This window comes from Nocardioides hungaricus (assembly GCF_054782915.1).
Genome location: NZ_BAAGRO010000049.1, coordinates 81516 through 101602 on the forward strand (window position 1 = coordinate 81516; position 20087 = coordinate 101602).

A 20087-nucleotide genomic window follows, 5' to 3' on the forward strand; every position below is an offset into this window, starting at 1 on the left:
TTTCGGGCCGGAAGTCTGCGGTTGGTGACCAATCCACGACCATCGGCGGCTCCGGCCGCGACCCGACCGCACCCGCCGATGTCGGGCCGGACGGCGCTCGACCCTAGACTTCCTGCCCTCATGATCCTCACCCCACGGAGTCGCGCGGCTGCCCCGCCGCGCTCCGCCACCACCCGATTCCGCGGGGACCCCGCATGATCACCGCCCACCAGCTCGAGGTCCGGGCCGGCGCGCGCCTGCTCATGGAGAACGTCAGCTTCCGCGTCGCCGCCGGCGACAAGGTGGGTCTGGTCGGGCGCAACGGCGCCGGAAAGACCACGCTCACGAAGATCCTTGCCGGCGAGGCGCTGCCGGCCGCGGGCACCGTCCAGGCGACCGGCCCGGTCGGCTACCTGCCGCAGGACCCCCGCACCGGCGACCCCGACGTGCTCGCCCGGGACCGGATCCTGTCCGCGCGCGGCCTCGACGACGCCGTACGCCGGCTCCGGCGGGCCGAGGCCGAGATGGCCAGCGACGACCCGAAGGTGCGCGAGCGGGCGATGCGCCACTACGAGCGGGCCGACGCCGAGCTGCACGCCGGGGGTGGGTACGCCGCCGAGTCCGAGGCCGCGCAGATCGCGCACAGCCTCGGGATCGAGGACCGGCTGCTCGGCCAGCCGCTGCGGACCCTCTCCGGCGGCCAGCGCCGCCGGGTCGAGCTGGCGCGGATCCTCTTCTCCGGCGCGGACACGCTGCTGCTCGACGAGCCCACCAACCACCTCGACGCCGACTCGATCGTGTGGCTGCGGGAGTTCCTCAGGGCGCACAAGGGCGGCCTGATCGTGATCAGCCACGACACCGGGCTGCTCGAGGAGACCGTGAACCGGGTGCTGCACCTCGATGCCAACCGCGCCGAGATCGACGTCTACAACATGGGCTGGAAGGCGTACCTGACCCAGCGCGAGACCGACGAGAAGCGCCGCAAGCGGGAGCGGATGAACGCCGAGAACAAGGCCAAGACGCTCACCGACCAGGCGAACCGGATGCGCGCGAAGGCCAGCAAGGCCCAGGCCGCACAGTCGATGCTCAAGCGCGCCGAGAGGCTGATGGCCGACGTCGAGGGCGAGCGGCGGGCCGACAAGGTGGCGCGGATCGCGTTCCCGAAGCCGGCCGCGTGTGGCAGGACCCCGCTCACCGCGGCCGAGCTGTCGAAGTCCTACGGCTCGCTCGAGGTCTTCACCGACGTCGACCTGGCCATCGACAAGGGCTCCCGGGTGGTCGTCCTCGGCCTCAACGGCGCCGGCAAGACCACGCTGCTGCGCATCCTCGCCGGCGTCGACCGGCCGGACACCGGCGCCGTCGTCCCCGGGCACGGCCTCAAGGTCGGCTACTACGCCCAGGAGCACGAGACGCTGGACGTCGAGCGCACGGTGCTGGAGAACCTGCAGAGCGTGGCGCCCCAGCTGACCGACACCGAGGCACGCTCGGTGCTCGGCTCGTTCCTCTTCTCCGGCGAGGACGCCCACAAGCCGGCCAAGGTGCTCTCCGGCGGCGAGAAGACGCGGCTCGCGCTGGCGAGCCTGGTCGTCTCCAGCGCGAACGTGCTGCTCCTCGACGAGCCGACCAACAACCTCGACCCGGCCTCGCGCGAGGAGGTGCTCGCCGCGATCCGCAGCTACGAGGGCGCGATCGTCCTGGTCACCCACGACGAGGGGGCGGTCCTCGCGCTCGAGCCGGACCGGGTGCTGATCCTCCCCGACGGCGTCGAGGACCTCTGGAACGAGGAGTACGCCGACCTCGTCTCGCTCGCCTGAGCCCGACCACGGAGCGGTAGCGTCGGCCGCGTGGACGACACCTGGCACCGGCTCGAGCGCGAGCTCGTCGGGGAGATCGAGAGCCTCGGCGAGATGGAGAGCCTGGTCGCGGAGGAGGAGCCGCCCGAGCCCGGGCCGGCCCGGGGCCTCCTGCGCCGCCGCGCCGCCCCGCCTCCGGTGCGATACGTGCAGTTTCTCCGCCACGACGGCGCGCTCTTCGCCGAGTGCGTGGGGTCGCGCGACCACTTCGGCGGGGACTGGCCGGTGACCGACGAGCAGCACGCTTCGCTGCGGGCCCTGGGCTGGCGGGCGCCGGGCGACGACGACCCGACCGGGACGCAGCCGGCCTACCCGAACTACTGGTGGACCGACCCGTCGGGCGCCGAGGTCGCCGCCGCGGGCCGGCTCGGCGCGGCGGCGCTCCGGGTGCTCGGCGCGGACCCCGCCGCGCTGCAGCACCGCACGAACCGGCGGTAGACGGCGGTGTTGGTCTCCGGCGGGAAGCAGCCGGAGACCGGGTCGAGGACGTGCAGGCCGCCCGGCCCGTCGATCGCGACCGTCGTCGGCGCGTCCCCGCTGAGCCGCCAGGCGAAGTCCGCGCCGACGGTGTCCAGCGCGGCCCGGCGTACGGCGCGGTCCTCGGCGAGCAGCGCCGCGACCAGGTCGGGGTCCGCGGCGACGGGCCCGGCCGGAGTGACGAGCCTCCGCGGCCGGAGCCGGGCGAGCCGGACGAGCGCGGCGGGGAGGAGCTCGAGCGCCTCCTCGACCTCCTGGTGGGCGTCCTCGTGGACCGCGAGCAGCAGGGTGGCGCTCTCGGGTCCGGTCCGGACCCGGTGGACGAGCCGGACGGAGGGGCCGGCGACGACGAGGTCGAGGTTCACAGCGGTCGCCAGGAGTCCGCGGCGCGGGCGACCGCGGCGCCGAGGTCGAGGTAGCGGGCGGTGGGGACCGTCGCGGTGAGGGTGTGCCCGACGTCGTCGGCCGCGGTGAACCACTGCTCCATCGTGAGCGCCTCGCCGCGCGGGCCGACGTAGTGCGCGAGCCGCCGGCCGCCGGGTCGGCCGCCGACGTCCAGCCGCTCCAGGTCGATCACGAGATAGCGGTCCAGGGCGCGGCCGAGCACGACGTCGGTGCCGGCCTGCCACGCCGGGAACGAGAGCCCGCCGCACGGCACCGTCGTGACGACCAGGTTCGCGCGGAAGCCGTCGCGCTCGGGCTCGGCGGCGACGAGGACCGTGCCCACGGCCGGGTCGGCGACGACCTCCCAGCCGGTGGGCAGCCGGAGGTCAGTGGACACGGGCATCGCTCCGTCGCCGGTACCAGCCGGGCTGGAGGACCGCGGGGACGGGCAGCGGCAGGATCGTCCAGGCGCCGATCAGGAGCAGGCCCGCGAGGATCGCGAGGCCGAGGACCACGGTGGCCGCCGCCACCTTGTCGAGCAGGAGCAGCAGCGCGCCGAGCACCAGCACGACCGCGATCAGCGGCCGGACCACGAGTACGGCGCGACGGGTGAGGGCGCCGGCACCGGGGTCCGCCCAGGCGCGGGCCGCGGACGAGCGCCCCCGCCGCTGCCAGACGTTGTGCGCGGCCAGCGCCAGCCCGCCGAGGATCATCACGAGGGGTGCCATCGCGTGTCTCTAGTCCCAGAACGTCACGGCGTCCGCGACGTTCCCCGCGGTGTCGCCGGCCCAGTCGGCGACGGCCCCGCCCGCGTCGCCGATGGCGTCGACGGTGGCCTCCGTCGCGTCACCGACGCCGCCCATGACCGCCATCCCGAACTCGCTGCCCACGAAGCCTCCGACGGCACCGCCGATGAGGCCGCCGGCGACGCCGCCGATCGCCGTGCCCGCGCCGGGGAAGATCGCCGTGCCGATCGCGCCGCCGAGCCACGCGCCGCCCTGGGCGCCCGCCCAGGCGCCGCCGGCGGCCGAGAGGCCGACGGTCGTGGCCCGCGCGCCGCGCTCCACGCCGCTGATCGACGGGTCGTCGGCGTCCGCCTGCCACTGGTTCCAGCCGGCGAAGCCGGCCGTGGCGACGGTGCCGACGCGGCCGGCCCAGCGGCCGGCGGTCGTCCAGGCGCCGCGGGTGCCGGCCTGGTACGGGTTGGCGTGGAAGCTGCGTCCGGGAGTGAGGCCGGCCCGGAAGCGCTCGCCGAAGGTGAGTCCGTACGGCGAGGCGAAGCGCCCGTCGATCCGCGGCTGGAAGCGGCCGTACCGCGAGGCGACCAGGTACGAGGTCGCGGCGCCGAAGCCGAGCCCGCCGAGGCCGACGAGGTAGGCGCCGACGTCGTCGCCGTCGGCGAAGTCGGGAGGCAGCAGCCCGAGCCGCTGCAGCAGGTCCTCGATGAAGCCGTCGCCGGTGGACGCAGAGATCTTGGCGCCGAGCCGGTCGTGCGCCTCGGTCTCCTTGACGCGGGCACCGTCGGCGATCTCCACCGCCTGGTTCCACGCCTCGACCTTGGCGTTGAACGCGTCGACCTGGCCCTGGCTGAGCTGCTCCGGGGCGACCGGGCGGGTGATGTCGGTGCCGCTCACGGCGACACCGCCCGCGGCGGCCGTGGACCGGGCCGACGCCATCTGCTCCTCGACCACCGTGAGCTCGCCCGCGAAGTCGGTGAGGCCGCCCTCGATCGTCTCGATCCGGTCGGTCAGGGTGCGGAGGTCGGCGACCAGCACGTCCATCCGGCCCTCGAACGCGGCTCCGGCCCGGCCCTGCCAGGAGCCCGACGCGGTCGACCGCGCGTCGGCCGAGGACGACTCGGCGCCGGCCAGCGCGGAGCGCACCCCGGCGGCGCTCGACGCCGCCGCGCGGCACGCCGCGGCGTCGCCGTACACCCGCGTGTCGAGGACCTCGGTCATGGCGCGAACTCCGAGCCGACGGCGGCGTCCGTGGCGACGAACATGTCGCTCACGGCGCCGGTGCTCTCGGCCAGCGTGCCGATCTCGCTGGACAGTCCGGCGACGGCCGTGGCGAGCGAGGTCAGGGCCTTCGCCAGCTCGCCGCTCGAGCGGCCGGCGTCGGGCGCGATGTCCAGGTCGGGGGCGCGCGCGAACAGGCCGCTGCCCGCTGCGTCGAGCGTGCTGCCGATCTGGGTGAGGTCCTCGGGACGGACCTCGAGCTCCGGGTAGGACACGTCCACCTCCCGAGTGACTGACGGGTGCCTGCCCCAGGTCTACCCAGCGCGTGCCGGGCGCGAAACAACTACGGTCGTCGCATGGACCTGCGGGTGGACCTCCAGACCGGGCGCCGGGCGTTCTCCGAGTCGGTGGCGGCGTTCGTGCGCGCCGTCGACGGCTTCGACGAGTGGGAGCTCCTCGGCGCGTCCCGGTGCCACGGATGGACCCGCCTCGACGTCGTCGTGCACGTGATCGCGGGCTGGCAGGAGATGCTGGGCGGGCTGGTGTCGGCCACCGACCGCGCCCCGACCGTCGACGCGGCGTCCTACTGGCGCGCGTTCGCGGAGGAGTACGGCGGTGACCCGGTCGTGCCGCTGATGGCCCAGCGCCGGCGCACCGCGGCGTACGCGCGGCCGGCGTCGGCGTGCGCCCAGCTCCGCGACGTCGCGGCCGCGATGACCCGCGGCTGCGCCGCGGTCGTCGAGGCGTCGTACCTGTGGCAGGGACACGTGTTCGCCGCGGGCGACTTCCTCGCGGTGTGGGCGGTCGAGGACGCGATCCACCAGCTCGACCTGCGCAGCGAGGAGGAGGTGCCGGCGAGCGCGCTGGGCCTCGCGCGGGCCACGGTCGAGGCGCTCGCGGGCGGGCCGCTGCCGCCGGAGTGGAGCGCCGAGGAGACCGTGCTGGTCGGCGCCGGCCGGCGCCCGGTCCCCGACGGCCTGGGCGCCCTGGGCGAGCGGCTGCCGGCCCTCGGCTGATACCTGTCGATGCCGCCGCCTAGGGTCTGGGTCATGGACCCCGAGACGCTCGCCGCCGCCGGCCTCCGGTACGCCGTCGACGGCCCGGTCGCCACGATCACCCTGCACCGGCCCGAGGCGCGCAACGCGCAGACGCCGGCGATGTGGCGGGCGCTCGCCGCGATCGGCACGGAGATCCCCGGCGACGTGCGGGTGGTGGTCGTCAGGGGCTCCGGGCACTCGTTCTCGGCGGGTCTCGACCGGGCCATGCTCGACCCCGCGGACACCTCGGGAGCCGAGTCGGTGGCGGGGCTGCTCGGCCTCTCCGACGGCGAGCTGTCGGCGACCATCGACGAGTACCAGCAGGGCTTCACGTTCCTGCGCGACCCGCGCTTCGTCTCGATCGCCGCGGTGCAGGGCTACGCCGTCGGGGCCGGCTTCCAGCTCGCGCTCTCCTGCGACCTGCGGGTGCTGGCCGACGACGCCCAGCTCTGCATGAGAGAGTCCGCGCTCGGCCTGGTGCCCGACCTGACGGGAACAAGGCCGCTGGTCGAGTGCGTTGGGTACGCCAGGGCACTCGAGATCTGCGCGACCGCGCGGATGGTCGGCGCGGCCGAGGCCGTCGACATCGGCATCGCGCTGACCGCCGTACCTGCCGCGGAGCTGGACGCGACCGTCGCTGACCTCGCCGCCGCCCTGACCGCGCCGATGGCCGGAGCGGTCCGCGAGACCAAGGCGCTGCTCCAGGGGGCCGCCGACCGGAGCCTGGACGAGCAGCGGCGCCTGGAGCGCGAGGCCCAGACCCGGCGGCTCCGGGAGTTGGCCGCACTGATGCAGCAGTAGGGGAGGCGCCATGTCGGGGATGCAGGGAGCAGGCGCCGCGTGGCGGCACCTGCGGTCGGACCGCAGCGTGGTCCACAGCCGGATCGAGCGCGGCACCGTCCGGCGGGTCCTCGGCTTCGCCCGCCCGCACCGCCGCCTGATCGCGGTCTTCCTCGCCCTGACCGTCGTCGACGCGGGCCTGGTCGTCGTCTCGCCGCTGCTCGCGCAGCGGATCATCGACGACGGCATCGTCGCCGGCGACCGGGGCATCGTCGTGACGCTCTCCCTCGCGATGGCGGGCGCGGCCCTGGTGACCGCGCTGCTGTCGGTCGGCGAGGGCTGGCTGTCCTCGCGGATCGGCGAGGGGCTCATCTACGACCTGCGCACCCGTGTCTTCGGGCACGTCCAGCGGCAGTCGCTCGCGTTCTTCACCCGCACCCAGACCGGCGCGCTCGTCTCGCGCCTCAACAACGACGTGGTGGGCGCCCAGCGGGCGTTCACCTCGACGCTGTCGAGCACCGTCTCCAGCACGATCTCGGTGATCGTCGTCGGCATCGCCATGATCGCGCTCAGCTGGCAGGTCACACTGCTCTGCCTCGCGGTCTTCCCCCTGCTGCTGCTCATGTCGCGGTGGGTCAGTCGCCGCCTCGCCGGCCTGACCCGCGAGCAGATGGACGGCAACGCCGACATGGGCAACGCGATGACCGAGCGGTTCAACGTCGGCGGCGCGATGCTGCTCAAGCTCTTCGGCCGGCGCGCCGACGAGGACGCCCTCTTCGCGACCAAGGCCGCGACCGTGCGCGACCTCGGCGTCCGGATCTCGCTGCTGACCCGGATCTTCGCCGCCTCGATGATGACGGTGCCGGCGCTCGCGACCGCGCTCGTGTACGGCGTGGGCGGCCAGCTCGCCATCGACGAGACGCTGACCGTCGGCACCCTGGTCGCGCTCGCCACGCTGCTGCTGCGGCTGCTCGGCCCGCTGCAGAGCCTGTCGAACGTGCGCATCGACGTGATGACGGCGCTGGTCAGCTTCGAGCGCGTCTTCGAGGTCCTCGACCTGCCGTCGATGATCCAGGAGCGGCCCGGCGCCGCCGTGCTCCCGCACATCGCCGGCCGGCTGGAGTTCGACCACGTGGCGTTCGCCTACCCGCGCGCCGACGAGATCTCGCTCGCGTCGCTCGAGACGGTCGCCCGCACCGAGTCCCGCGACGGCGGGCCGGTGCTCAACGACATCAGCTTCACCGCCGAGCCCGGACAGATGGTCGCCCTGGTCGGCCCCTCCGGCGCCGGCAAGACCACGATCACCCACCTCGTCGCCCGCCTGTACGACGTCGGCGCCGGCGCCGTCCGGGTCGGCGGCCGGGACGTCCGCGACGTGACGCTGCAGTCGCTGGAGGACGCGGTCGGCTACGTCACCCAGGACGCCCACATGTTCCACGACACGATCCGGGCCAACCTGCGCTACGCGCGCCCGGGCGCCTCCGACCGCGAGGTCTGGGACGCCCTCGCGGCCGCCCAGATCGCCACCCTGGTCCGCGCGCTGCCCGACGGCCTCGACACGGTCGTCGGCGACCGCGGCTACCGGCTCTCCGGCGGCGAGCGGCAGCGGCTCGCGATCGCCCGGCTGCTGCTGAAGGCGCCGCCGATCGTCGTCCTCGACGAGGCGACCGCGCACCTCGACAGCGAGTCCGAGGCGGCCGTACAGCGGGCGCTCGACGCCGCGCTGACGGGGCGCACGTCGCTCGTGATCGCCCACCGGCTCTCGACCGTGCGCGGCGCCGACCAGATCCTCGTCGTCGACGAGGGGCGGGTCGTGCAGCGCGGCACGCACGCGAGCCTGCTGGCCGAGGGCGGCCTCTACGCCGACCTGTACCGCACCCAGTTCCTGGAGAGCTCCCGGACCCCGGCCTGACCGGTCGGCTACGGCGAGCCGGAGCGGGCGCTCTCCCGCTCCTGCCGCTCCTTCTCGTAGGCCCGCTGGTACGCCGCGCGCACGGCCTGCTTCCGCGCGGCCCGGTCGGCGCGGCGCCGCTTGCGCTCGCCGAGGACCTCGGTGCGCTCCGACTCGTCGTCGCGCCGCGCGGAGCGCCGCTCGTCCCACGCCAGGTAGCCGAACCCGACGATCGCGAGCACCCCGAAGAACCACCACTGGAGCCCGTAGAAGAAGTGCGGCCCGTTGTTCAGCTCCGGCAACTCGACCGGCTGGAGCCCCGCGGCCGCCTGCCCGCCCTCGGAGCGCAGCTCCATGAACCCGTCGAAGACCGGATAGCCGATCGCCTGGGCGATCCGCTCGCTGGAGATCGCCCGGGTGGAGAGCGCCTCGACCTCGGTGGCCCCGCCCGAGGTGTCGGCGCGGACCCAGCCGTCGACGGTGACCCGACCGGTCGGGGGCGGCGGCACGTCGACCTGCCCGCCGCCCTGGTTGTCGGTCGCCATCCAGCCGCGGTTGACGATGAGCGCGGTGCCGTCGGCGGTCACCAGCGGGACGAGGACGTCGACCCCGGACTGGCCGTCGCGGGTGCGGTAGCGGACCAGGACGGTCTGTCCGGCGTCGTACGAGCCGGTCGCGGTGACCTGCCGCCACTCGTCGGACGCGGTCACCTCGCCGTCGCGGGAGAGCACATCGGTGACGGGCACCGGATCCCTCTCCTCGTTCGCCAGGACCACGCCGTTGCTCTGCTTGCGGTCCTGGAGCCGGTCGAACTGCCACCGGCCGAGCCACCACGCGGCGTAGCAGAGCAGCACGACGACGAGCGCGAAGAGCACCCACCGTCGCGTCAGGAGGAAGCGCCACGACCGCACCCGACGAGGTTATCCGGCGACCATGACCGTCGTAGACTGCAGGGGTGCACACGAGAGCGCTCGAGGACCGGTACGGCCGGGTCGCGACCGACCTGCGGGTCTCGCTGACCGACCGGTGCAACCTGCGCTGCTCCTACTGCATGCCCGCGGAGGGCCTGGACTGGCTCCCGAACGACGACGTGCTCACCGACGACGAGGTCGTCCGGCTGGTCCGGATCGGGGTCGAGCTGCTCGGCATCCGCGAGGTGCGGTTCACCGGCGGCGAGCCGCTGGTCCGCCGGGGACTCGTCGACATCGTGCGGCGTACCAGCGCCCTCGGCGTCGAGACCTCGCTTACCACGAACGGCCTCGGCCTGGCGCGTACGGCGCACGCGCTGGCCGATGCCGGCCTCGACCGGGTCAACGTCAGCCTCGACAGCATCCGGCGCGAGTCGTTCCGCGAGATCACCCGGAGGGACCGGCTGGCCGACGTCCTGGCCGGCCTCGCGGCCGCGCAGGAGGCCGGGCTGGGCCCGGTGAAGGTGAACGCGGTGCTGATGCGCGGGATCAACGACGACCAGGCGCCCGAGCTGCTGCGCTGGGCCGTCGCCGAGGGCTACCAGCTGCGGTTCATCGAGCAGATGCCGCTGGACGCCCAGCACGGCTGGAGCCGTGCGGGCATGGTCACCGCGGACGAGATCCTCGCCCGGCTGGAGACAGAGTTCACGTTGGCGCCGGCGGCCGAGCCGCGGGGCAGCGCGCCGGCCGAGCTGTTCGCGGTCGATGGCGGCCCGGCGACCGTCGGCGTGATCGCCAGCGTCACGCGCCCGTTCTGCGGCGACTGCGACCGGGTGCGGCTCACCGCCGACGGGCAGGTGCGCAACTGCCTCTTCGCCCGCGAGGAGTCCGACCTGCGGGCCGCGCTGCGCGAGGGGGCGAGCGACGCGGAGATCGCCGACCGCTGGGTGGTCGCCATGCGCGGCAAGCGCGCCGGCCACGGCATCGACGACCCGGCGTTCCTCCAGCCCGACCGCCCGATGTCGGCGATCGGCGGCTGAGCCGACTCGTCCGCCTCTCGCGGCCCTCTACGCCGCCCTCAGGAGGACGACTCGTCCTGCGCGTGCGGGACGACGTCTCGCAGGAACTGCCGCGCGGCGAGGAAGTCCGAGAGCGACTGCCGGTGGTCGGCGCAGGCGAGCCAGACCTTGCGGCGGTCGGGAGTGTGCAGCTTCGGGTTGTTCCACCGCAGCTCCCAGGTCGCGGGCGCCTGACAGCCCTTCGCGGAGCAGATCTCGGCGTCGGTCACGGGTGCCATCTTGGCAGTGGAGCGGTGCCGGACGACCACGGGGGAAGCCGCCCGGCACCGCTGCGGCGAACCGAGACGGGGGAGACCCGGCTCGCGCGGGCGATTCTGTCACGCTGCCGGGAGTCGTCCAAGGCTCGGCTACTCCTCGGCGCGGGGCCTGCCCGGCGGGAGCTCGGCGGCGCCCGGCTGCCCGGGCGGGAGCTCGAAGCCGTCGGACTTCGAGCTGGTCGCGTTCGCCATCACCACGGCGGCGTACGGGAGCAGGACGGCGGCCGCGACGAGCACCCAGCGCAGCACGCCCGGGCCGACCACGATCGCGGCGAGGAAGCACAGCGTCCGGATCGTCATCGAGACGACGTAGCGGCGCTGGCGGGCGGAGATGTCCGCCTGCGGGCTGGTGGCGGCCGTGGTGATCCGGACCGCCTCATCCGGCTTCCGACGGAGGTCCTTGGCCATTGCGCCATCGTACGTCGCTGGCGGCATCGCTAGTCTCGGAGTCATGACGAACCGCACCTACCGTGTCACCGAGATCGTCGGCACCTCCCCGGACGGCATCGACGAGGCCGTCCGCAACGGCGTGGAGCGGGCCGGCCGCACGCTGCGCCACCTGGACTGGTTCGAGGTGACCCAGGTGCGCGGCCAGATCAAGGACGGCGAGGTCGAGCACTTCCAGGTCGGCATGAAGGTCGGCTTCCGACTCGAGGACGACTGACCTTTTCGGCGTACCCACCGGTAGTCGCTAGCGTCGAGCCCCGTGGACAGCACCGCACAGGAGCCCAGGTCGGTCCTCGTGACCGGCGGCAACCGTGGCATCGGCCGCGCGATCGCGCAGGCGTACGTCGCGAACGGCGACCGGGTCGCGGTGACGACCCGCAGCGGCGGCGCCCCCGACGGTGCACTCGACGTCCGCTGCGACATCACCGACGCCGAGCAGGTCGAGGCGGCCTTCGCGACCATCGAGGAGGCGCACGGCCCGGTCGAGGTGCTGGTCGCGAACGCCGGCATCACCGCCGACACCCTGCTGCTGCGGATGTCCGACGACGACTGGTCGTCGGTGCTCGACACCAACCTCACCGGCTCGTTCCGGCTGGCCAAGCGCGCCGCGAAGGGCATGCTGCGGCTCCGGCGCGGCCGGATCGTGTTCATCTCCTCGGTCGTCGGGCTGCTCGGGTCGGCCGGGCAGGTCAACTACGCCGCCTCCAAGGCCGGACTGGTCGGCATGGCCCGCTCGATCGCGCGCGAGCTCGGCTCCCGGTCGATCACCGCGAACGTCGTCGCCCCCGGCTTCATCGAGACCGACATGACCGGGGTGCTGACCGAGGACCAGAGGGCCGCGATCCTCGCGCAGGTGCCGCTGGGGCGGTACGGCGCGGTCGAGGAGATCGCGGACACGGTGCTGTGGCTGACCGGCCCCGGCGCGGCGTACGTCACCGGGGCGGTCGTCCCGGTCGACGGTGGACTCGGAATGGGGCACTGAACCGATGGCAGGCATTCTCGACGGCAAGCGGATCCTCGTCGCGGGCGTGACGATGGACAGCTCGATCGGCTTCGCCACCGCGAGGGTGGCGCAGGAGCAGGGCGCGACCGTGCTCATCTCGAACTTCGGCCGCGCGCTCGGCATCACCCGCCGGATCGCGAGGCGGCTGCCGGTGGAGCCGCCGGTCCTGGAGCTCGACGTCACCGACGAGGACCACCTCGCCGGGCTGGCGGCGCAGGTGCGCGAGCACCTGGGTCCCGATGCCGGCCTGGACGGCGTGGTGCACTCGATCGCCTACGGCAACCCGGAGACGCTGCTCGGCGGCAGGTTCCTCACCGGACCGTGGCCGGACGTCGCGCAGGCGGTCCAGGTCTCGGCGTACTCGCTGATGTCGCTGACGCAGGCGTGCCGGCCGCTCATGGCCGGCGGCGGCTCCGTGGTCGGGCTGACCTTCGACGCCTCGGTCGCCTGGCCGGCCTACGACTGGATGGGCGTGGCCAAGGCGGGCCTGGAGTCCACCGCGCGCTACCTCGCGCGCGACCTCGGCCCCGCGGGCATCCGGGTCAACCTGGTGTCCGCCGGGCCGCTGAGGACGCTGGCGGCGAAGGCGATCCCGGGCTTCGAGGACCTCGAGGCGATGTGGAGCACCCGCGCGCCGCTCGGCTGGGACAACACCGACCAGGAGCCGACCGCGAAGGCGGTCTGCGCACTGCTCTCGGACCTCTTCCCGGCCACGAGCGGCGAGATCGTGCACGTGGACGGCGGGTTCCACGCGATGGGAGCATGACCTGGTGAGTCGTCGTCTGGTGGTCATGCGGCACGCCAAGGCCGAGCAGGGCGGCCCGACCGACTTCGACCGGCCGCTGGCCGAGCGCGGCCACCGCGACGCCGCGGAGGCGGGCGCCTGGCTCGCCGGAGAGGGTGTCGAGCCGGAGCACGCCCTCGTCTCCGCCGCGCGCCGCACCCGGGAGACCTGGGCCGCGCTGGCGGACGGCGGCGGCTGGGACCTCGAGCCCGACTACGACCGCGGGCTGTACGCCGCCGAGCCGGCGACCGCGGTCGACCTGATCTCGCTGGTCGACGAGGAAGTCCGGACGCTCGTCGTGATCGGCCACAACCCGACGATGGCCTACCTCGCCCAGCTCCTCGGCGACGGCGCGGGCGACCCCGAGCTCGAGGGCAAGCTGCTCTCCGGCTTCCCGACCAGCGCGACCGCCGTGTTCGAGTACGCCGGCGCCTGGGCCGACCTCGCCGAGGGCTCGGCGCGCCTGGCGGCCTTCCACGTCGGGCGCGGCTGAGGCGTCAGAGGAACGGGCAGTCGCCGAGCAGCCGGGCGGACATCAGCGCCACGGTCGGCACCAGTACGAGGAGCATCGCGACGATCGCCGTGGCCAGCGTCGTCAGGTGGCCGCAGCGGGCCCGCTCGGAGCGGGCGAAGGCGACCCGCCGGTCCGCGACGCCGGCGGTCAGCGCCTCGATGGCCGCGGCCATCGTCTCGCGGTCGGTGCTGCGCCGCCCGGCACAGTCGGCGTTGAGCTCGACCAGCTCGCGCGACCGGGCGTCCACCCCGTGTGCCCACGCCAGGCGGGTGCGCCGGGCGAGCGCGGCGGTGGCCTGGAGGAGCAGATGATGGCGCGCCGAGAGGTGCTTGCGCTCGTGGGCCAGGATCGCCTGCTGCAGCGTGGCGGGCAGCGTCGTACGGACGCCGGCGGACACGACCACCTGGCCGCCGCGCCACTGGGGCACGGAGTAGGCGAACCGGCGCTCGTGGGGGACGACCAGCACCGACGCCTCCTGGGTCGCGATCAGGCCGACCAGGTCGGCATGGCGCCGCCGTTCGCGCCGGGCCCGGTCGTTGGCCCGGACGAACTCGGCCAGCACCACGAGGCAGGCCAGGCCGGCGACGGCGAGGGCGGCCACGCCCAGCGAGCGGCCCGGCACGTTGCGGTGCGCGGACAGGACGACCACGGCGGAGAGCACGGCGAAGGGGAGGGCGAGCAGCGCCATCCAGTGGACGAGGACGGCCGAGCAGGGGAGCGCACGCGGGAGCCGGCCCCGGGACGCGGCGGTCAGCCCGGCGACCGAGCTGGCCATCGCCGCGAGCAGGAGCACCGTCACGCCCATGGCCGGCTACCGGGGCTCGTCGGCGCGGTCGAGAGCGGCCCGCAGCGCCGTACGCCCGCTCTCGTCGAGGTTCCCGACGAAGCGGACGAGGGCGGCGTCGGCATCCCCCGCGACGCCGAGGGCGTCGCTGAGGAGCTCGTCGAAGACCTCCTCGCGGGTCGCGGCGACCGAGTAGCGGAAGGCCCGCTCGGCCCGGGACTCGTGCACGAGCCCCTTGCGCGCCATCCGCTGGAGCGTGGTGTTCACGGTGGTGTAGGCGATCTCGCGTGATCGGGCGAGGCACTCGTGCACCTCGCGCGCCGTGGCGGGGCCGTCGGACTGCCACAGGCACTCGACGACCGCCCTCTCCAGGGACCCCAGCGCGACCATGGGCACAGTCTAGAGGGCCTGACGACCCTTGACTATCAGCGTCGTACTACTACTGTAGTAGTCATGACTGCAGCGTTGGAGTGCCGTGGCCTCGTGAAGACCTTCGGCCAGGTCCGGGCCCTCGACGGGATCGACCTGGTCGTCCAGCCGGGGGAGGTGGTCGGCTTCCTCGGGCCCAACGGCGCCGGCAAGTCGACCACCATCCGCGCCGTCCTCGGCCAGCTCCGGCTCGACAGCGGCGCCGCGGCGATCTTCGGACACGACGCGTGGTCGGCCCCGGTGCGCGCGCACGAGCGGATCGCCTACGTGCCCGGCGACGTCACGCTCTGGCCGGGCCTGACCGGAGGCGAGTGCATCGACCTGCTCGGCGCCCTCCAGGGGCGTCCCAACCCGGGGCGGCGCACGGAGCTGATCGAGCGGTTCGACCTCGACGCCGGCAAGCGCACGCGGACCTACTCCAAGGGCAACAAGCAGAAGGTCGGGCTGATCGCGGCGCTCTCGACCGACGCCGACCTGCTGCTCCTCGACGAGCCGACCAGTGGCCTCGACCCGCTGATGGAGGCCGAGTTCCAGGCGGTGGTCCGCGAGCGCGTCGACCAGGGCGCGGCCGTCCTGCTCTCGAGCCACATCATGAGCGAGGTCGAGGCGCTCTGCGAGCGGGTCAGCATCATCCGGTCCGGCCGGATCGTGCACGACGGCACCCTCGCCGGGCTGCGCTCCGAGTCCACCTCGACGATCGACTTCACCGCTGCCGACGGCACCGAGGTACGCGGCTGGGACGACGTCGCGGTCGTCGCCGAGCGGGCCACGCCGCGGGGCGTGCACCTGGTGCTGCGGGTCGACCCCGAGCGCCTGACCGAGGTGCTGGAGCGGGTGCTGCGGCTCGGCCCGACCGCGCTCACCGTGCAGCCGCCGTCGCTCGACGAGCTGTTCCGGCAGCACTACGAGCGCGAGACGGAGCCGGTCGGAGCGGAGGGCTGATGGACCGGCTCGCCGGCACCGGCCGGCTCCTCCTCCTGCAGCTGCGGACGGTGCGGCTCTCCCTGCTGCTCACCACGGTCGTGGTCGCGGGCACGGTGACCGCGGTGATGACCGGGGTCGCCAACCTCTACGCGACCGCCGCGGACCGGGCGAGCTACGCGGCCACGCTGGGGCGCTCGCCGGCCACGGCGGCGTTCAACGGCCCGCCGTCGGACCTGGACGTCATCGGGGGCATCGGCGTCTACGAGGTCGGGCTCTTCGGGCTGCTGCTCCTGCCGGCGATGGTGCTCCTGCTGAGCATCCGCGTCAGCCGTGCCCAGGAGGACGTCGGCCGCGCCGACCTGCTCACCTCGATGCAGGTCGGCCGGCTCGCGCCGCTCGCCGCAGCCATGCTGACCGTGGCCGGAGTGGTCGTGGCGTCGGCGCTGATCGTGCTCGGCGGGGTCGTCCGCGCCGGGTACGACCCGGGCGGCACGGCCCGCTACGCGGTCGCCCTCGCCCTGTTCCTGCTCGCGGCGGCCGGGCTCGGGTTCCTGTGCGCCGAGACGAGCCAGTCCGCCCGGTCGGCCGGTGCGCTGGCGTTCGCCGGGCTCGGGGGCGCCTACGCGATCCGGGCGGTGATCGACGGGCGGTTCTGGGACCTGCCGTGGACGACCCCGATGGGCTGGTTCGGCGCCACCTCGCCGTACGGCCCCGGCGCGCCGTGGTGGCCCTACGCCGCCCTCGCCGCCCTGTCCCTCGCCCTCCACGCCGGGGCGCTGGCCGTCCGCGCCCGGCGCGACCTCGGCGGCGGGCTGGTGGCGCCGCGGCGGGGTCCGACCGAGGGGACGGTCCGCACCCCGCTGGGCCTGGCGCTGCACGTCGTGCGGGGCGCGACGCTCGGGTGGGCCATCGGCGCCGCGGCCTGGGGCGCGGCCGCCGGCCTGCTCTCCGAGGAGATGCGCACCGTCCTCCGCGACAACGCCGCGCTCGGCGAGGCGCTCATCGGCAGCGCGGACAGCCCCGACGAGCTGATGACCTACATCGGCAGCTCGCTCATCGGGCTGATCGCGACGGCCGCGGCACTGCAGGCGGTGACCCGGTACGCCGCCGAGGAGTCGGTCGGCCGCACCGGCGTCGTCCTGTCCGCCACGGTGTCCCGACGGCGGTACTGGACGACCTGCTGCGGTGTGGCCGGGGCCGCGCTCGTGCTCACGCTGCTCGCGGGTGGCCTGGCGTTCGGGGTGAGCGCGCTCGCCACCGGCGCGACCCTGGGGACGGCGGTCGAGGCCGCGCTCGTGACGCTGTCGTACGTCGCGCCCGGCGCGGTCATCGTCGCGGTCGCCCTCGCCCTGCTCGCGGTGTCGCCGCGCATCGCGGTGGCCGGGTGGGCGGTGCTGCTCTGGGCGACCGTCGTGGCCCTGCTCGGCGAGACCCTCCAGCTCCCGCAGTGGGCGCGGAACCTGTCGCCGATCGAACTCCTCGGGAAGGTGCCGGTCGACCCCGTGGCGCCGGGCACGTGGGTCGCGCTGCTCGGCTCGGCCCTGGTGGTCGTGGCGCTCACCGTGCCGTGGGTGGCCCGGCGCGACCTCGCGGCGGGCTGAGCCAGGCTGAGGCGTCGATCAGACCGGTGGCGCGGGCGTGACGAGCCCGGCCTCGGCGTCCGCGGCCTCGACCTCCTCGCGGGAGATGCCGAGCAGGTACATGATCGTGTCGAGGTAGGGCACGCTCACCGCCGTGTCCGCCGCGTCGCGCACCAGCGGCTTGGCGTTGTAGGCGACGCCCAGGCCGGCCGCGTTGAGCATGTCGAGGTCGTTGGCGCCGTCGCCGATGGCGATCACGGCCGCCTCCGGCACGCCGATCTCGGCGGCGAACTCGCGGAGCGCGGCCGCCTTGCCGGCCCGGTCGACGACCGCGCCGACGATCCGGCCGGTCAGCCGGCCGTCGACCACCTCGAGCTCGTTGGCCCGGGAGAAGTGGATGCCGAGGTCCGCGGCCAGCCGGTCGGTGATCTGGCTGAACCCGCCGGAGACGATCGCGAACCGGTAGCCCAGCCGGCGCAGCGTCCGCACCATGGTCCGGGCGCCGGGCGCGAGCACGATGGCGTCGTACACCTCGTCGAGCGCGCTCGTGGGGACGCCCGCGAGCAGCGCGACCCGCGAGCGCAGCGACTCCTCGAAGTCGACCTCGCCGCGCATCGCCGCCTCGGTGATCGCGGCGACCTCGGCCTGGTAGCCGGCGTGGGCGGCGAGCATCTCGATCACCTCGCCCTGGATCAGCGTCGAGTCGACGTCCATCACGATCAGGCGGGTGCCGCGGCGCAGCAGCGTCGCGGGCTGCACGGCGACGTCGATGGACTGCTTGACGGCCTCGGCGGCGAGCAGCGGCCGGAGCACGTCGGTGTCGACGCCGCTGACGTGCAGGTCGATCGCGGTGACGGGGTAGCGCGCCATCCGCTCGATCCGGTCGATGTTGGCGCCGGCGTCCGCGATGCGGCCGGCGACGGCGGCCATCGCGGTGGCGCCGAGCGGGGCGCCGATCACGGTGACGTGCGACCGGCCCGACCCGCGGGACTTGTTGTCGCCGACGCCGCCCTCGACCTCGACGTGCATGCCGAGCCGGGCGCCGGTCGCGTGGACCGCCTCGGTCACCCGGCGCACGTTGCGCGGCGCGGTGATGAGCACGCCGAGGATCAGCCGGCCGCGGAGCACGATCTGCTCGATGTCGAGCACCTCGATGCCGGTGGAGGAGAGGGCGGTGAACACCGCGGACGTCACGCCCGGCCGGTCCTTGCCCGACAGGGTGATGAGGAGGGTCTCCGGCTTCGCGTCAGTCATGTCAGTCGCCGAGGCTATCGCTGGTGGGCCGACCGTCGGTGGTCGCGTCCATGGTGGGGTCGTGGCTCGCGCCCGACAACTTCATGACCGCCTCACTCGGGCGGGGGCCACACCTCGGGTGAGGTCGCCGCGGCGAGTGCCCGCCGGGCGGCGCGATCGAGCGGCACCAGGGCGGATCGACGCCGCTCGGCCTCGGTGGCGGAGACTGCGGCGCCGTCGTCCTCGAGCGCGAGGTCGACGATCTCCCTCGCCTGCAGGCCGCGCTCGGCCAGCTCCACGCAGCGCGGCGGGACGCCGTCGGGGGCTGCGAGGGGCTCGCGATGCCGGAGGTCCAGCAGCCGGTCGGCGACCTCGGACCGCCAGCGCGCGACGTCGAGATCGGCGAGCGCGTTCGCGGACTCGAGCAGCGCCGCGCGCAGGGCGCGGTCCGCCTCGCCCACGTCGGGCAGCTGCCGCGGTCCTGCGGGGTGCACGGTCCACCCGACCGCGGCGCCGGTGCGGTGCGGCACCAGGCCGAGGCCGGTCCCGGCGACGACGACGGCCTCGCCCGCATCGAGGGCGGCCGCGTTGAACGCCGGCGGGCCGCCGAGCCCGATCGGGTCGCCCTCGACGGGGAAGGCCGCGCCGACGGTGGTGGCGCCCAGCCGGCGCAGCTCGGCGAGACCCTGCACGAGGGTGGCGGTGGCCTCGACGCCGGGCAGTCCGGCGACCACGTGGGTGGCGTCCGTGCCGATGACGGCGTCGATCGCGAGGTCCGCGACGGCCTGTCCGCGCAGCCACGCGGTCGCCCACCAGGCCAGGCGGGCGGCAGGCGGCAGGACGGTCGTCACGGCGGCCGAGGATACGCGCGAGCGGCGCTCGCACGGTCGATAGGGTGGCGGCATGAGCACCCCACGAAATCGAGTGCTTCCCCCGCTTCGCTCCTCCAGCACACGATTTCGCAGGGACCCCGCATGACCACCGTGCTCGACTTCGCCGAGGTGACCATCCGGCGGGGGCAGGCGACGCTGCTCGACGGCGTCTCCTGGCGCGTCGAGGACGACGATCGCTGGGTGATCCTCGGCCCGAACGGCGCCGGCAAGACCACGCTGCTCCAGGTCGCGTCCGCCCAGGTCCACCCGTCCTCGGGCGTCGCCGGCATCCTCGACGAGGTGCTCGGCACCGTCGACGTCTTCGAGCTGCGGCCCCGGATCGGGCTGACCAGCGCCGCGCTCGCGGAGCGGATCCCGCGCGGCGAGCGGGTGCACGACGTGGTCGTGTCGGCGTCGTACGGCGTGGTCGGCCGGTGGCGCGAGACCTACGACGACCTCGACCATGAACGCGCCAGCCAACTGCTCACCGAGGTCGGTGCCATGCACCTGGTGGACCGGACCTTCGGCACGCTGAGCGAGGGCGAGCGCAAGCGCGTCCAGATCGCGCGCGCCCTGATGGCGGACCCCGAGCTGCTGCTGCTCGACGAGCCGGCGGCCGGCCTGGACCTCGGCGGCCGCGAGGACCTGGTCTCGACCCTGTCGGTGCTGGCCGCCGACCCGGGCTCGCCGGCGACGGTGCTGGTGTCCCACCACGTCGAGGAGATCCCGCCCGGGTTCACCCATGCGCTGCTGCTGCGCGGCGGCCGGGTCGTGGCGGCCGGGCCGATCGAGGAGGTCGTGACGGAGGCGAACCTCGCGACGACGTTCGGCATGTCGCTGGTGCTCAGCCACGAGGACGGCCGATGGAGCGCGCGCCGCCGCGCGCGGCACCGCTGAGGTGTCGACTAGGGTCG

At 74.5% G+C, this 20087-nt stretch carries 24 protein-coding genes; 13 read left to right on the plus strand and 11 right to left on the minus strand.

Annotated elements, in window-relative coordinates; genetic code table 11:
- Positions 1–194: 194 nt before the first annotated feature.
- Both ACYVKX_RS18780 and ACYVKX_RS18785 read left to right on the plus strand, forming a co-directional pair.
- Positions 195–1793, plus strand: coding sequence for an ABC-F family ATP-binding cassette domain-containing protein (locus ACYVKX_RS18780; protein ID WP_460835201.1), 1599 nt, complete (start codon positions 195–197; stop codon positions 1791–1793).
- 30 nt (positions 1794–1823) lie between these two features.
- On the plus strand, positions 1824–2270 hold the full coding sequence (locus ACYVKX_RS18785; RefSeq protein ID WP_460835202.1) for a TY-Chap domain-containing protein: 447 nt from the start codon (positions 1824–1826) through the stop codon (positions 2268–2270).
- 400 nt (positions 2271–2670) lie between these two features.
- Here the strand turns inward: ACYVKX_RS18785 and ACYVKX_RS18790 are convergent, their stop codons facing one another.
- The 4 genes from ACYVKX_RS18790 to ACYVKX_RS18805 are packed head-to-tail and all read right to left on the minus strand — an operon-like array spanning position 2671 to position 4932.
- Entirely contained in the window at positions 2671–3090 is a 420-nt protein-coding gene (locus ACYVKX_RS18790) for a hypothetical protein (protein WP_460835203.1), read from the minus strand.
- Entirely contained in the window at positions 3080–3421 is a 342-nt protein-coding gene (locus tag ACYVKX_RS18795) for a hypothetical protein (protein ID WP_460835204.1), read from the minus strand. The genes ACYVKX_RS18790 and ACYVKX_RS18795 overlap by 11 nt, the downstream gene beginning before the upstream one ends.
- 9 nt (positions 3422–3430) lie before the next feature.
- Entirely contained in the window at positions 3431–4651 is a 1221-nt protein-coding gene (locus tag ACYVKX_RS18800; protein ID WP_460835205.1) for a hypothetical protein, read from the minus strand.
- Positions 4648–4932, minus strand: a complete 285-nt coding sequence (locus tag ACYVKX_RS18805; RefSeq protein WP_460835206.1) for a hypothetical protein — start codon at positions 4930–4932, stop codon at positions 4648–4650. Before ACYVKX_RS18805 ends, ACYVKX_RS18800 begins: the two co-directional genes overlap by 4 nt.
- Positions 4933–5007: 75 nt before the next feature.
- Here ACYVKX_RS18805 and ACYVKX_RS18810 point away from each other — a divergent pair, with 75 nt between their 5' ends.
- Genes ACYVKX_RS18810 through ACYVKX_RS18820 form a run of 3 tightly spaced genes read left to right on the plus strand, consistent with a single transcriptional unit; the run spans position 5008 to position 8380 of the window.
- Positions 5008–5667, plus strand: coding sequence for a maleylpyruvate isomerase N-terminal domain-containing protein (locus ACYVKX_RS18810; protein WP_460835207.1), 660 nt, complete (start codon positions 5008–5010; stop codon positions 5665–5667).
- A 33-nt stretch (positions 5668–5700) separates the two neighbouring features.
- Positions 5701–6489, plus strand: coding sequence for an enoyl-CoA hydratase/isomerase family protein (locus ACYVKX_RS18815; protein ID WP_460835208.1), 789 nt, complete (start codon positions 5701–5703; stop codon positions 6487–6489).
- A gap of 10 nt (positions 6490–6499) precedes the next feature.
- On the plus strand, positions 6500–8380 hold the full coding sequence (locus ACYVKX_RS18820; RefSeq protein WP_460835209.1) for an ABC transporter ATP-binding protein: 1881 nt from the start codon (positions 6500–6502) through the stop codon (positions 8378–8380).
- An 8-nt stretch (positions 8381–8388) separates the two neighbouring features.
- On the opposite strand, the gene ACYVKX_RS18825 is transcribed toward ACYVKX_RS18820, so the two are convergent.
- Positions 8389–9270 carry an SURF1 family cytochrome oxidase biogenesis protein gene (locus ACYVKX_RS18825; RefSeq protein WP_460835210.1) on the minus strand — a complete coding sequence of 294 codons (882 nt, stop codon included), beginning with the start codon at positions 9268–9270 and terminating at the stop codon, positions 8389–8391.
- Between the two features lie 44 nt (positions 9271–9314).
- Here ACYVKX_RS18825 and moaA point away from each other — a divergent pair, with 44 nt between their 5' ends.
- Positions 9315–10307 (plus strand): GTP 3',8-cyclase MoaA, encoded by a 993-nt coding sequence (gene moaA, locus ACYVKX_RS18830; RefSeq protein ID WP_460835211.1) that lies wholly within the window; start codon positions 9315–9317, stop codon positions 10305–10307.
- 38 nt (positions 10308–10345) lie between these two features.
- Here the strand turns inward: moaA and ACYVKX_RS18835 are convergent, their stop codons facing one another.
- Both ACYVKX_RS18835 and ACYVKX_RS18840 read right to left on the minus strand, forming a co-directional pair.
- Complete coding sequence (locus ACYVKX_RS18835; protein ID WP_460835212.1) at positions 10346–10564, minus strand: acetone carboxylase; 219 nt, start codon at positions 10562–10564, stop codon at positions 10346–10348.
- Positions 10565–10693: 129 nt separating this feature from the next.
- On the minus strand, positions 10694–11011 hold the full coding sequence (locus tag ACYVKX_RS18840; RefSeq protein ID WP_460835213.1) for a DUF3099 domain-containing protein: 318 nt from the start codon (positions 11009–11011) through the stop codon (positions 10694–10696).
- Between the two features lie 43 nt (positions 11012–11054).
- On the opposite strand from ACYVKX_RS18840, the gene ACYVKX_RS18845 reads away from it, so the two are divergent.
- The 4 genes from ACYVKX_RS18845 to ACYVKX_RS18860 are packed head-to-tail and all read left to right on the plus strand — an operon-like array spanning position 11055 to position 13330.
- A complete protein-coding gene (locus tag ACYVKX_RS18845; protein ID WP_460835214.1) occupies positions 11055–11267 on the plus strand; it encodes a dodecin in 213 nt (70 codons plus the stop codon).
- Positions 11268–11309: 42 nt separating this feature from the next.
- Complete coding sequence (gene fabG, locus ACYVKX_RS18850) at positions 11310–12032, plus strand: 3-oxoacyl-ACP reductase FabG (RefSeq protein WP_460835215.1); 723 nt, start codon at positions 11310–11312, stop codon at positions 12030–12032.
- 4 nt (positions 12033–12036) lie between these two features.
- On the plus strand, positions 12037–12819 hold the full coding sequence (gene fabI, locus ACYVKX_RS18855; protein WP_460835216.1) for an enoyl-ACP reductase FabI: 783 nt from the start codon (positions 12037–12039) through the stop codon (positions 12817–12819).
- 4 nt (positions 12820–12823) lie between these two features.
- Positions 12824–13330 (plus strand): SixA phosphatase family protein, encoded by a 507-nt coding sequence (locus tag ACYVKX_RS18860; protein ID WP_460835217.1) that lies wholly within the window; start codon positions 12824–12826, stop codon positions 13328–13330.
- A 4-nt stretch (positions 13331–13334) separates the two neighbouring features.
- On the opposite strand, the gene ACYVKX_RS18865 is transcribed toward ACYVKX_RS18860, so the two are convergent.
- Both ACYVKX_RS18865 and ACYVKX_RS18870 read right to left on the minus strand, forming a co-directional pair.
- Positions 13335–14150 (minus strand): M48 family metalloprotease, encoded by an 816-nt coding sequence (locus ACYVKX_RS18865; protein ID WP_460835218.1) that lies wholly within the window; start codon positions 14148–14150, stop codon positions 13335–13337.
- A 12-nt stretch (positions 14151–14162) separates the two neighbouring features.
- Positions 14163–14525: a BlaI/MecI/CopY family transcriptional regulator gene (locus ACYVKX_RS18870; RefSeq protein WP_460835219.1), complete on the minus strand. Its 363-nt coding sequence runs from the start codon at positions 14523–14525 to the stop codon at positions 14163–14165.
- A gap of 63 nt (positions 14526–14588) precedes the next feature.
- On the opposite strand from ACYVKX_RS18870, the gene ACYVKX_RS18875 reads away from it, so the two are divergent.
- Positions 14589–15506 carry an ABC transporter ATP-binding protein gene (locus ACYVKX_RS18875; protein WP_460835220.1) on the plus strand — a complete coding sequence of 306 codons (918 nt, stop codon included), beginning with the start codon at positions 14589–14591 and terminating at the stop codon, positions 15504–15506.
- Complete coding sequence (locus ACYVKX_RS18880; protein ID WP_460835221.1) at positions 15506–17089, plus strand: hypothetical protein; 1584 nt, start codon at positions 15506–15508, stop codon at positions 17087–17089. The genes ACYVKX_RS18875 and ACYVKX_RS18880 overlap by 1 nt, the downstream gene beginning before the upstream one ends.
- Positions 17090–17107: 18 nt before the next feature.
- On the opposite strand, the gene serB is transcribed toward ACYVKX_RS18880, so the two are convergent.
- Both serB and ACYVKX_RS18890 read right to left on the minus strand, forming a co-directional pair.
- Positions 17108–18322: a phosphoserine phosphatase SerB gene (serB, locus tag ACYVKX_RS18885; protein ID WP_460835222.1), complete on the minus strand. Its 1215-nt coding sequence runs from the start codon at positions 18320–18322 to the stop codon at positions 17108–17110.
- A 92-nt stretch (positions 18323–18414) separates the two neighbouring features.
- Positions 18415–19152, minus strand: coding sequence for a hypothetical protein (locus tag ACYVKX_RS18890; protein ID WP_460835223.1), 738 nt, complete (start codon positions 19150–19152; stop codon positions 18415–18417).
- Between the two features lie 123 nt (positions 19153–19275).
- Between ACYVKX_RS18890 and ACYVKX_RS18895 the strand changes: the two genes are divergently transcribed.
- Entirely contained in the window at positions 19276–20070 is a 795-nt protein-coding gene (locus ACYVKX_RS18895) for an ABC transporter ATP-binding protein (RefSeq protein ID WP_460835224.1), read from the plus strand.
- Positions 20071–20087 lie beyond the last annotated feature (17 nt).

Bases quoted from the DNA above. Each gene is read 5' to 3' on its own strand.
- ACYVKX_RS18815 (WP_460835208.1), top strand. From the start codon at position 5,701: ATGGACCCCGAGACGCTCGCCGCCGCCGGCCTCCGGTACGCCGTCGAC.
- ACYVKX_RS18810 (WP_460835207.1), top strand. From the start codon at position 5,008: ATGGACCTGCGGGTGGACCTCCAGACCGGGCGCCGGGCGTTCTCCGAG.
- ACYVKX_RS18800 (WP_460835205.1), bottom strand. From the start codon at position 4,651: ATGACCGAGGTCCTCGACACGCGGGTGTACGGCGACGCCGCGGCGTGC.
- ACYVKX_RS18895 (WP_460835224.1), top strand. From the start codon at position 19,276: ATGACCACCGTGCTCGACTTCGCCGAGGTGACCATCCGGCGGGGGCAG.
- fabI (WP_460835216.1), top strand. From the start codon at position 12,037: ATGGCAGGCATTCTCGACGGCAAGCGGATCCTCGTCGCGGGCGTGACG.
- ACYVKX_RS18880 (WP_460835221.1), top strand. From the start codon at position 15,506: ATGGACCGGCTCGCCGGCACCGGCCGGCTCCTCCTCCTGCAGCTGCGG.
- ACYVKX_RS18875 (WP_460835220.1), top strand. From the start codon at position 14,589: ATGACTGCAGCGTTGGAGTGCCGTGGCCTCGTGAAGACCTTCGGCCAG.
- ACYVKX_RS18780 (WP_460835201.1), top strand. From the start codon at position 195: ATGATCACCGCCCACCAGCTCGAGGTCCGGGCCGGCGCGCGCCTGCTC.
- ACYVKX_RS18820 (WP_460835209.1), top strand. From the start codon at position 6,500: ATGTCGGGGATGCAGGGAGCAGGCGCCGCGTGGCGGCACCTGCGGTCG.
- ACYVKX_RS18845 (WP_460835214.1), top strand. From the start codon at position 11,055: ATGACGAACCGCACCTACCGTGTCACCGAGATCGTCGGCACCTCCCCG.
- ACYVKX_RS18795 (WP_460835204.1), bottom strand. From the start codon at position 3,421: ATGGCACCCCTCGTGATGATCCTCGGCGGGCTGGCGCTGGCCGCGCAC.
- serB (WP_460835222.1), bottom strand. From the start codon at position 18,322: ATGACTGACGCGAAGCCGGAGACCCTCCTCATCACCCTGTCGGGCAAG.
- ACYVKX_RS18840 (WP_460835213.1), bottom strand. From the start codon at position 11,011: ATGGCCAAGGACCTCCGTCGGAAGCCGGATGAGGCGGTCCGGATCACC.
- ACYVKX_RS18835 (WP_460835212.1), bottom strand. From the start codon at position 10,564: ATGGCACCCGTGACCGACGCCGAGATCTGCTCCGCGAAGGGCTGTCAG.
- ACYVKX_RS18870 (WP_460835219.1), bottom strand. From the start codon at position 14,525: ATGGTCGCGCTGGGGTCCCTGGAGAGGGCGGTCGTCGAGTGCCTGTGG.